Raw genomic sequence first — 11,756 nt, 5'->3', positions numbered from 1 at the left:
AACGATGTACGATAGCAGCTTAAAATACAAGTGGGATAGTAAGAATGTGTTGGATTACGCTGTGAAAGAAGGCACAGCACAAGGAATAGAAAAAGGTATAGCACAAGGCAGAGTTGAAATAGCTATAGACATCGCCCGCGAATTAAAAAAAACGGGTATGTGTTTAGAAGACATTGCCAAAGGCACTAAACTTTCTATCGAAGAAATAGAAAAACTTTAACGTACTATCGAATAGTTGCTTAACTACAAATAAGGAAAATAAAGTGCCAATCTGGTAGAAACCTTAAATTGTGTTAAATCTATGTTTTTTTCAACGCAATCACCCCCAAAATCCCTGCAAGCAACGAAGCCAACAAGATCCCATACTTCGCCTGGTCAACCATCTCAGCATGCGTAAATGCCAGGCCTGATATAAAAAGCGACATGGTAAAACCAACACCAGCCAGTAACGCTACGCCGGTTATTTGTTTCCAGGTAGAGTTTGCCGGGAGTGGGGCGCCAAACTTTACCATGAGCCAGGTGGCCGATAGTACGCCTATAAATTTGCCTGCTACAAGGCCAATCATCACACCCAGGCTTACCGGGTTTAGTAACGACGAAAAGAAATCAGAACCAATAATGATACCTGCGTTTGAGAGGGCGAACAGTGGCATCACCACAAACGCCACCCAGGGATGCAGCCCATACTCTACCTTTTGCAGCGGGGTTTCAGCATCTGTAGTCATTTTCTTTATTTTTTCGATGGTCTGATGTTGCTCGGGCGTTGTAAGTGTGCTGTTATTGGGGATCTGCGCCTCAAAATCAAACAAAAGTTTGCGCAGGCTTTCGGCATAGTTTTTTTCGTTGATGCGGGTACGTGCAGGAATGGTAAAAGCAACCAATACGCCGGCAATTGTAGCATGCACACCCGAAAGCAAAAAGGCTACCCATACTGCAAAACCTATCACCAGGTAAAAAATAATACTGCGAATGCCCAGTTTATTACCAATAAGCAATATGGTTAACAGGCATACGCCAATGGTTAAAGGCGCAAAATCGATATGCGAGCTGTAAAAAATAGCTATTACCAATACCGCACCCAAATCATCGGCCACAGCCAAAGCGGATAGAAACACTTTTACTGATGATGGGATATGCCTGCCTGCAATAGATAACAACGCCAGCGCAAAGGCTATATCTGTAGCCATAGGGATGCCCCAGCCATGTTCGGATGCTGTGCCTTTGTTGATGAAAAAGTATATCAGGGCGGGCACTACCATTCCGCCCAGAGCGGCTACCATGGGCAGGGAAGCTTTTTTTATTGTTGATAGTTCGCCGGCCATAAATTCCCGCTTCAGCTCCAGGCCTATTACAAAGAAAAAGACGGCCATCAGCCCATCGTTTATCCATAAGTGCAGGGAATGATCAAGTACGTGTGCGCCAAAACCAAGCGAAAACTTAATATCCCAAAGTTGATGATACGAGTGTGCAAACGGCGAGTTTACCCATGTTATAGCTGTCAAAACACCTATAAACAGTACAATGCCGCTGGTATGCTCCTGGTGTATGAACTTACTTGCCGGCTCGGTAATTTTATCAATAGGTAGTTTTTTTCGCATCTTTTTTATTAGAATCAAGAATTAAGAGGCAAGAATCAAGATAGCCGCATTTGTTGTTATCGATTTTTACAACACCGTCATTGCGAGGTACGAAGCAATCCCCGACATGCAAATCAATTACTCAAAGTTCAACAATTGTCCTAAAGAGATTGCTTCGTACCTCGCAATGACGGTGGAGAAGCGCTGATTCTCGGTTTTTGTTCCCTTGCTCTCCAATTACGGTTTCCAGATATTGTTGCTCTTATCTGAATCTACATCGTAAGTGGTGCCTAAAGTTATCTGTTTTATAGCGCCCTTGGCCCCAAAGTTAAGCGTTGTTGATTTATTGCCCTTTGCCCAGGCTGCTATACTTGTTCCTACTGATTGTTTGCTGCCATCAGCATAAAAAATGGTAAGGTGCACGGGTACAGCTTTATTCCCGATACTGGTAACGGTGACCGTATATTGTTTTGCTACATGCGTTACCTTGCTGATCGCCAGGTCGGGAATGCCGTTATCAAAGAACCAGTTTTTCCAAAACCAGTTCATGTTAATGCCTGCGCCGGTATTCATGCAATTAAAAAAATCATACGGCATGGGGTGTTTACCATGCCACAGGTTAATATAGTTGTGCAGTGCTTTGGTAAAAAGTTTGTCGCCCAGCATTTCTTTTACATAAAGGTAGCCAAAGCCGGGTTTAGGGTAATTATCGGTAAAGGCTGCAATGCCTGTAAGCGCCGGGGTAAGCGTCATGATAGGTACATCCTGTTCGCTACCTGCCGAGTTTTCAACGGCAGTGATGCCATACAGGTCTGTTATTTTAGGATCAATATCGGGGCTGATCAGCCATTCGCCAATGGTGGCCCAGCCTTCGTCCATAAAAGCATACTTGGTTTCGTTTATACCCATGTAAAACGGGAACATGGTATGGAAAATTTCATGGTCGGTCAATTCTATCGCATCTTCGCTTTGCTCTAATGGGTTGTCGTTCACCATCATGGGGTATTCCATTTGGGCAAGGCCGTCAAAAACGGTTTCGTGCGGGTAGGGGTAAGGCCATTTAGGGAATTTGTAGCTCATACTCTCTACCGTTTTGCGGGCGTAATCTACCACCTCGTAATAATCCTTATGTGCCGGGTTAAATACCGCATCCACGCGGGTGCGCCTTTGGGTTTTAGGATCAACCACCAGGCTGCTGGCTTTCCAAATGTAATGGTTGCTGGTGGCAAAGGCCAGGTCGGTAACGCTGTCGGCTTCAAATTTCCAGGTGTTGGTAGCATTCTTTTTGGTGATATCGCCTGCGGCTACATCAGCTTCGGTAACAATATCTGTTATTTTATCGGCGCCGTCTGCGGAGGTAATCAGTTTTACATATTTGGGATTGTATACTTCATTCGCATTTTTCAGGTTGCCGGTTGCCCAAACCTGGTAATCGCCGGGAACGGTAATCTCGGCATTAAAATGGCAAAAATCGTTGTAAAACTCCTGCGAACCGGTGTACGGGAATTCGTTCCATCCGTCTATATCATCATAAACAGCCACCCGCGGAAAAAAGTAGGCAACGAAAAAAGCCCCCGGATCAACCTGCCCGCCGCGTATGTGCGAGGTTTTGTTGAGAATAAAAGAGTAAGCAATATCTAAGTGTACTTTTTGTTTTGGGCTGATAGGTTTAACCCTTAACGACATATTGGTAGCATTAACACGGCGTTTGGTACTATCAACAGGCTGATTATCCAAAGTGATCGACTTTATTTTAACACCATCACTTACATCATTTGGCGAAATGGCGGCATCCCGCGGTGCTCCTTTTTGGTATACATTGGGATATAGCTTAAAGCCAAGTTTTTTAAGTGTATCGGGACTGTTGTTTATATAATCGATACCAACAGTGCCGGTAATTTCGAGGGTCTTAGGATCAAAATTTACTTTTATGGAATAGTCGGCAGTGTTTTGCCAGTAATTTTTACCCGGTGCGCCGCCCCGGGTACGTGTGCCTTTGGTATATGTTTTTTGCAGGGTAGTATTTATGGGTAAAGTTATTTGTGCCGATGCCATTGTGCTGCCAAGGAGTAAAGCCACCGGGAGTAATTTTTTAAGGTTGATCATGAAGGTAGTTTATATCTATATTTGACGTAAATATAATAAACAGGAATATACCCCGGTTAGCATAGCAGCTTTAATGCATAAATATTACATAACTTAAAACTATTTGTGCCCGTTTAAGTAGTACCAATTATAACAACCATATGACCGCAGAAAAAATGATCATTATAACAGGTAAGCAATACCTGGAACTTAAGCAAAGTTTAGAGAGCGGCGAAGGCCTTACTTATAATATAGGCACCGATAAGCACCCCGAAATGGTAAAAATTACCAATATGTACATGGATACCGATCCTGATTTTACGCGCAACTCGGGCCAGTTTGCCAAAATGAGCGAAAGCCTGAATGTACAGGTAAAAATGGAGTATTTGGCAGAGTAGGCTGTTGGGCGAATTCCTGCAAGTGGTTAAACTTGTTTCAAAATTTTACAATTCCAATTTCACTGTCATCCTGAGTGGCAAAATTTCGCAATGACATGCAATAAGAGAATTGTCTTCCTGAACGTAGTGAAGGATCTATTCGCGAACTTTTCCGTCAGCGATGCATGTCGATTAACAGATTCTTCACTCCGTTCAGAATGACAACAGGGGCTGTTTATAACATGTAATGGGTAGGTATTAAGGATTTATCGAAAGGATCTTCCCTAAGGCCCAATTCACTAAATCACTAATTAAGTAATTCAATAATTAAAAAAATCACCATCCTCCTTTGAAGCCCTCAGTCAGCGCATGTTTATATCCTTCCAAATCAAACGAATATAAATAGGGCGCTTTATGGGCGCCTCCCTTACGGGGTTGTTCTGCACGGTTCAGGATGCCAAAGCCCAAAATTCGGCGCTGAAAGTTGCGGCGGTCCAGTTTTTTACCCAGTATGGTTTCATATAGTTTTTGCAACTCGGGCATGGTAAACTCTTTGGGCATCAGGTTATAGCCAATGGGCTGGTAATTTAGCTGAAGGCGTAACGTATCAAGGGCGGTTTTAAATATCAGTTGATGATCAAGCTCCAATGGGGGCATGTCGTCCAGGTCGCGCCAGGTACATAACTCCGAAAATTTGTCATGTTGCGGGTTAACCTCAAAAAAATCAACCAGCGCATAATATCCTATTGTTAAAAAACGGCCCGAAAACCAGTTCTTTTCAGGTGGCAGCATATTGCTATACATCTCGTTGTGAACTTTCGACCTGTCGGGATCGCCAAATACGTGAAATTGCTGCAAAAATATCTGGTCGAGGCCGGTACGCTCTTTTAAAATGCGGTTGGCAGCCATTTCAATAGGTTCGCGCTTAAGCACAAAGCCACCTGGCAGGTACCATTTTTCTTCTCCTATGTTTTTAAGCAGCAGTATTTTCATCTGGCCTTCGTGAAAGCCAAAAACAACACAATCAATAGAAATATGCTCAAGGTAGTTTTTACGGGCCTCGTCGCTGTACTCAATAAGTTCTTCTCTGGTCAACATTTTTGCTATTCTACAAAAATACTTTGATTATTTAATTATAATAATTACAATTGTGTACTTTATACACAATCATTTTGTTGTTGTGTTATAGCCAATTATAAGCGATGATTTTTAATTAAATAGTTATGTAAGGGCTTAATCGCGCTTTTACCTGTCCAAATTTGGTTAATCATTATCCCTGCAACGTAAATTTAAAAAATGAACAAATATTTTTCAACTCAACTTATAGCCAGGGTTATTCCGCTTTGCGTAGCGTTATTGCCTTTTAACCGGGTGTTGGCTCAAAATAAAACCGAGGATGCCAAAATGGATGTTTTTGTGAGCGGTTTGATGAAAAAAATGACGCTCGACGAAAAAATCGGCCAGTTAAACCTGGTAACCATCGGTGCGCCAACCACAGGATCGGTAGTTAATAAAGGTGTAGAGGATAAAATTAAAAAGGGCGCTATTGGTGGGGTATTTGGCATTTGGGGCGTCGATCATACCAAAGAAGTACAGGAAGCAGCTGTTAAAAACTCCCGGCTACATATTCCGTTGATTTTTGGGTTGGATGTTATCCATGGCCATCGCACTATTTTTCCAATTCCGTTGGGCATGTCGGCAACGTGGGACCTGGACCTGATCAAACAGTCGGCACATATTGCAGCAAAAGAAGCAACCGCCGAGGGCTTAAGCTGGGTGTTTTCGCCCATGGTTGATATCGCCCGCGATGCACGCTGGGGCCGGATATCAGAAGGTGCTGGTGAAGACCCATGGTACGGCGGGCAGGTGGCAAAGGCTATGGTACAGGGTTACCAGGGTGCAAGCCTGAAAAATGCCGATGCGGTTATGGCCTGCGTAAAACACTTTGCTTTATATGGAGGCGCGGAAGCCGGCCGCGAATACAATACCGTTGATATGAGCCGTATTAAAATGTACCAGGATTACCTGCCGCCTTACAAAGCGGCCGTTGATGCGGGTGCAGGTAGCTTCATGAGCTCATTTAATACCGTTGACGGTGTACCCGCAACAGGTAACCAATGGCTGCTTACCGATTTGTTGCGCAAGCAATGGGGCTTTAAAGGTTTCGTGGTATCGGACTACACTGCAGTTAACGAAATGGAAGCGCATGGTCTTGGTAATTTGCAAACGGTATCGGCCCTGGCGTTAAAAGCCGGGCTGGATATGGATATGGTTGGCGAAGGCTTTTTAACCACGCTAAAAAAATCATTACAGGAAAAGAAGATAACCCAATTTGATATTGACCAGGCCTGTCGCCGTGTGTTAGAGGCCAAGTATAAATTGGGTTTGTTTGATAACCCCTACAAATCAATGGATGCAGCGCGCGAAAAAACGGATGTGATGTCTGAGGCGAATCTTTCTGCTGCCAGGGAAATTACCAAACGTTCGTTTGTATTGTTAAAAAACGATAACCAAACGCTGCCGCTTAAAAAAACGGGTAGTATAGCGCTTGTTGGCCCGCTGGCCAATAACCAGCGCGATATGCTGGGCACCTGGATATTAGCCGGCGAATGGCAAAAGTCAATCAGCGTGATGCAGGGCATTAAAAATGTTGTTGGCGATGGTGTTACGATCAATTATGCCAAAGGATCAAACATTACCGAGGATACTGAATTTATAAAACGACTCAATTTTGGCCCCGGAATGGTTACAATAGATCCTAAACCTGCTGATGAACTTTTGAAGGAGGCTATTGATGCTGCCAACAAATCGGATGTGATTGTGGCGGTGGTAGGGGAGTCGCAAAGTATGTCGGGCGAATCATCAAGCCGGTCGGATATTGATGTCCCGGAGCCGCAAAAAAATATGCTGAAGGCATTGTCTAAATTAGGTAAGCCAATGGTTATTGTGCTGTTTAACGGCCGCCCGCTTACTTTAACCTGGGAAAACGAGCACGCAAGCGCTATATTGGATGTTTGGGCGCCCGGCACCGAAGCAGGCAATGCTATTGCTGATGTTTTATTTGGCCAATACAACCCCGCCGGAAAACTCACAGCAACTTTTCCGCGCAGTGTAGGGCAGATACCTATATATTATAACCACAAAAACACTGGCCGTCCGTACACCAGCGGGCCAACTAAGTTTAAATCAAATTACCTGGATATTTCCAATGATCCGCTTTATCCTTTTGGATATGGGCTAAGCTATACAACTTTTGGCTACAGCGATGTTAAGTTGAGTAAAACTACGCTTAAAGGCAACGAAACGCTAACTGCAACAGTAACAGTTACCAATACCGGCAAATATGCGGGCGAAGAAGTTGTACAGCTATACATTAGCGACCCTGTTGCAAGTATAAGCCGCTCGGTTAAAGAGTTGAAAAATTTTAAGAAAATAAGCCTACAGCCAGGCGAGTCTAAAGAGGTAAGTTTTTCCATTACACCCGAGCAATTGAAGTTTTATAACAGCCAGCTGAAGTACGATTGGGAGCCAGGCAAATTTGTAATTGAGATAGGTACAAACTCAACCGATACCCATGCGGCATCAGTTTGGTGGAACAAATAAAAGCCACACATTTCAGCATGGATTATATTTAAATAATATATAGCATATGGCCGATGTTCATTGGTTATATAACTAAGTCCATCATATAAAAAGCACCGCGCGTTTTAAAGTGCGGTGCTTTTTTGCTTATAAATAGGTTTTTTTTGACATTGTTTGCACGGGTTTATAAATTAAGAAATGTTGGCATAACACTTATTATTTTATTTATAAATGTTTGTATTACAGTTAAAAACCAATAGAATAATAAATGTTGTAATGACATTTTTGCTAAATCATGATGATATTTTAACACTAAGGTTCACCGGCTTTTGTAACATTATTATAGCATCAATACAGTAAAAAAAATGGAGGTTTAAAGGCAGCTGCATTAAAGATGCGCGATTAGAGCGTTCCTCAATTGCAAATTGTTTGTTGTGTGGTTATTTAACCTTTGCATAATTTTTAAATAATATGGGGTTTTATTAATGATTTATTAATAAAATATTCACAATTTGTAATTTTATTGTCTTTTAGGGTTTATAAATAATTAATTTGTAAATCTTCATTTTTCACTTGTGTAAACAATACACTCTCTTTACATTAGATGCATAGCCAATATAAATTTCTGGAATGCCAGGAACCATACAAATTCTGATAGTATTATAACATTGTTCACGTACACTTAAGTTTTAAGAGGCGTGAAACCAGGGTAACGGGGATAAGTTAAATTTGTTACAGGAAGTTCACATATGATAAGACTTTTACATTCCAACATTTTAAAATCTTCAAATTTCACCTGTCAGCATTATGCTGTCAAGCCTCATGATTTTTTTGTTCTCACCAAAAAAATCATGACGAGGCATGTCATAGTTCAACTGCAAACTTAAAAAACACCAAAATCGTCCAAGATCTTAAATCAAATATATTAATCAACTAAATCTCAATCTCATGTTTAAAAGTTTACTCCTAAAAGGAAGAATGCTTGGCGTGCTATTATGCTGCCTGGTTTCTTCATTGGTAGTTACAGCCCAAACAAAGTACAAAGGTAAAGTTATCGGCAGCGATGACAAATTACCGATCATTGGAGCGTCGGTACGCATCCAGGGATCTACTACAGGCGCAGTAACTGATGTTAACGGTGAATTCACCCTTACATTAAGCCCGGGCCAAACGCTCGTGGTATCGTACATTGGCTATCAAAGCCAGGAAGTTAAAATTGGTGCAAGTACCAACATCACTGTTACACTTGTTGCAGGCAGCAATGCACTGAATGAGGTGGTGGTAACAGGTTACGGTTCGCAACGTAAAAAAGACATCACCGGTTCGGTTGCTGTTGTTAACGTTGCCAACTTAAAAACGGTACCAGGCGGCCAGGCAGCAGCGTTATTGCAAGGTCAGGCGGCAGGTGTTACTGTAATCAATAGTGGTCAGCCAGGTGGTGGTAGTGCTGTGCGCGTGCGTGGTATTACATCAACCGGTAACTCAAGCCCATTGTACGTAATTGATGGTGTGCAAGGAAAGTTTGAAGATATCAACGCTAATGATATTGAATCTATCCAGGTATTGAAAGATGCGGGTTCTGCAGCTATCTATGGTGTGCAAGGTTCAAACGGTGTGGTAGTTATCACAACCAAAAAAGGTAAATCGGGCAGAGCAACCATTACTTACGATGCTTATTATGGAAGTCAAAAACCGCTTAGCGATGGTTTCCGTATGGCAGGTAGCCAGGAATATGCCGATGCGCTCCAAAGATCAGTAGGTAGCGTACAATATCCTGGTACCGGCGGCGCAATATTGAAAGATTATATTACCCCAACTGCAGCCAATGAAGGCGATCCGGGTACAAACCCTGCAACTTATAACATTAACAGCAACCAGATCACCAAAACCAATAAAGTTGGTACAGATTGGTTTCATGAAGTGTTTAAATCTGCACCAAGAACATTCCATAACATCACTGCAAGCGGTGGTGGCGATAAATCGAGTTATTTAATGTCGGTAAATTACCTTAATGAAAAAGGTACGTTGCTTAACACCTATCTTAAGCGTTATGCAATGCGTGTAAATACAAATTTTGCAATTGGTGATCATATCCGCATTGGTGAAAATGCTTACTTATTTCATAAGGATAACCCAACAATTGGTAACCAAAATGAAGGTAATGCTATTTCATACACCTATCGCCAGCCTCCTGTAATCCCTGTTTATGATATCATGGGTAACTTTGCAGGTACAAAATCAGCCGGTTTAAGTAACTCATCAAATCCTGTTGCGATACGTACACGCGCGCTGGATAATAAAGGTTATAACTGGACAATGCAGGGAAATATATTTGCCGAAGTTGATTTTCTGAAACATTTTACTGCCCGTACAAGCATTGGTGGTACATTTGAAAATTATTACTACTGGAGCTTTAACCCAACTGCGGTTGAAAACGCTGAGGGTAACACCAACCCTAATACATTCTCAGAGAGCGCCGGCTACGCCAGCACCTGGATCTGGACAAACACGGTTACCTACAATCAGAAATTTGGTAAACACGATGTTAAAATTTTAATTGGTGAAGAAGCCAAAAACTATAACCAAAGAGGTATGCGTGCAGGCAGGTCAAACTATACTGTATCTACCACTCCTGTTTATGTAGATTTGGATACTGGTTCACCTGCAGGCCAAAGCAACCAGAATATTGATATCAATTATTTGAGGCTTTACTCATATTTTGGCAAGTTAGATTATGCCTACAATGATAAGTACCTGTTGAGTGGTACCTTACGTCGTGATGGTGCATCAGTGTTTGCTCCCGCACATCGTTACGGTACATTCTACTCGGTAACTGCTGGCTGGAGGATTTCACAGGAATCTTTCCTGAAGAATGTTAGCTGGTTAAATGACTTAAAACTCCGCGGTGGTTACGGTGGTTTGGGTTCTATCAGTAACATTAATAAATTCAATGCTACTAATTTATTTGCTGCAAACCCACAGAATTCATACTATGACATTAACGGAACCGGTAACAGCGCTGTATTAGGTATTTACCGTTCACAAGTTGGTAACGAATTTACTACCTGGGAAACAGACAAGGTTACCAACATTGGTTTTGATGCAACGGTGATGAACAATAAACTGGAAATTGGTTTTGAACTTTACAAAAAGGATATCAAAAACCTGCTTTTCCAGCCAAGTGTATCTAACGTAGGCGGTGGTGCTACACCAGCTTTCGTAAATGCCGGTAACATCAGTAACAAAGGTTTCGACCTTAACGTTACCTACCATGGTAATGTTGGCAGGGATTTTAAATTCGATATAACAGGTAACATAACCAGTTATAAAAGCAGGGTTGTCAGCTTACCAGAAGGAAAAAAATACTACGATTTTAATAGTGCCGGCTCAACCCGTATTGGTTCATTTACAAGGTTTCAGCCAGGTCAGCCAATGGGAGAGTTCTTTGGATACGTAGTTCAGGGCTTATTCAGAGATGCAGCCGATGTAAGCAGTTCTCCTACGCAGGAAAGTGCTGCTCCCGGTTTCTTTAAATACAAAGATGTCAATGGCGATGGTAAGATCACGACAGATGACAGAACTTTCTTCGGTAACCCTAACCCGGATTTTACATATGGTTTTACGCTGAATGCTAACTATAAAAACTTTGATTTTAATGCGTTCTTCTACGGTTCAAAAGGTAACCAGAATATTAACTACGTAAAATACTGGACAGATTTTCCGCAGGTATTTAAAGGTGGTGTTTCAAAGGGAATTTTAGCTAACTCATGGACTCCTTCTAATCAAAATGCCTCAATTCCAGTTTTAACTGCAGCTGCAAACTTTAGCAATACTGCTGTTTTCAATTCATATTATATGGAGAGCGGATCATACCTAAGGTTAAAAACGTTAACTTTGGGCTATAGCATTCCAAATTCACAAGTTAAACAAATAGGTATATCAAGGCTAAGGGTCTATTTACAAGGTGCCAACTTGTTTACCATAACAAAATATAAAGGTTTAGATCCTGAGATCCAGCCATCTGACCTGAACAACAACACTAACTTCGGTATTGATTTTGGTAACTATCCGGCTAATCAAAAAACTTACTTAATAGGTGTACAGGCTACGTTTTAACAACTATTTTAATAGATTA

The 11,756-nt window shown here is 41.8% G+C and carries 7 protein-coding genes; 4 read left to right on the top strand and 3 right to left on the bottom strand.

Annotation, left to right across the window (positions count from 1 at the left end; all coding sequences use genetic code 11):
* Positions 1–4: 4 nt before the first annotated feature.
* Positions 5–220, top strand: coding sequence for a hypothetical protein (locus PQ469_RS18230; protein WP_274208964.1), 216 nt, complete (start codon positions 5–7; stop codon positions 218–220).
* A 79-nt stretch (positions 221–299) separates the two neighbouring features.
* Here PQ469_RS18230 and nhaA read toward each other — a convergent pair whose 3' ends face one another.
* Positions 300–1,598: a Na+/H+ antiporter NhaA gene (gene nhaA, locus PQ469_RS18225; RefSeq protein WP_090645525.1), complete on the bottom strand. Its 1,299-nt coding sequence runs from the start codon at positions 1,596–1,598 to the stop codon at positions 300–302.
* A gap of 216 nt (positions 1,599–1,814) precedes the next feature.
* Entirely contained in the window at positions 1,815–3,683 is a 1,869-nt protein-coding gene (locus PQ469_RS18220; protein ID WP_274208963.1) for a M1 family metallopeptidase, read from the bottom strand.
* Positions 3,684–3,823: 140 nt separating this feature from the next.
* On the opposite strand from PQ469_RS18220, the gene PQ469_RS18215 reads away from it, so the two are divergent.
* Positions 3,824–4,060 (top strand): hypothetical protein, encoded by a 237-nt coding sequence (locus tag PQ469_RS18215; RefSeq protein WP_090645531.1) that lies wholly within the window; start codon positions 3,824–3,826, stop codon positions 4,058–4,060.
* Positions 4,061–4,375: 315 nt separating this feature from the next.
* On the opposite strand, the gene PQ469_RS18210 is transcribed toward PQ469_RS18215, so the two are convergent.
* A complete protein-coding gene (locus PQ469_RS18210) occupies positions 4,376–5,137 on the bottom strand; it encodes an NUDIX hydrolase (RefSeq protein WP_274208961.1) in 762 nt (253 codons plus the stop codon).
* A 198-nt stretch (positions 5,138–5,335) separates the two neighbouring features.
* On the opposite strand from PQ469_RS18210, the gene bglX reads away from it, so the two are divergent.
* Positions 5,336–7,642, top strand: coding sequence for a beta-glucosidase BglX (bglX, locus tag PQ469_RS18205; RefSeq protein WP_274208960.1), 2,307 nt, complete (start codon positions 5,336–5,338; stop codon positions 7,640–7,642).
* A gap of 927 nt (positions 7,643–8,569) precedes the next feature.
* Complete coding sequence (locus tag PQ469_RS18200) at positions 8,570–11,737, top strand: SusC/RagA family TonB-linked outer membrane protein (RefSeq protein WP_274208959.1); 3,168 nt, start codon at positions 8,570–8,572, stop codon at positions 11,735–11,737.
* Positions 11,738–11,756 lie beyond the last annotated feature (19 nt).

Origin of the sequence: Mucilaginibacter sp. KACC 22773 (genome assembly GCF_028736215.1) — a bacterium.
Lineage (GTDB): Bacteria > Bacteroidota > Bacteroidia > Sphingobacteriales > Sphingobacteriaceae > Mucilaginibacter.
This window is presented reverse-complemented; position numbering and strand designations above follow the sequence as displayed.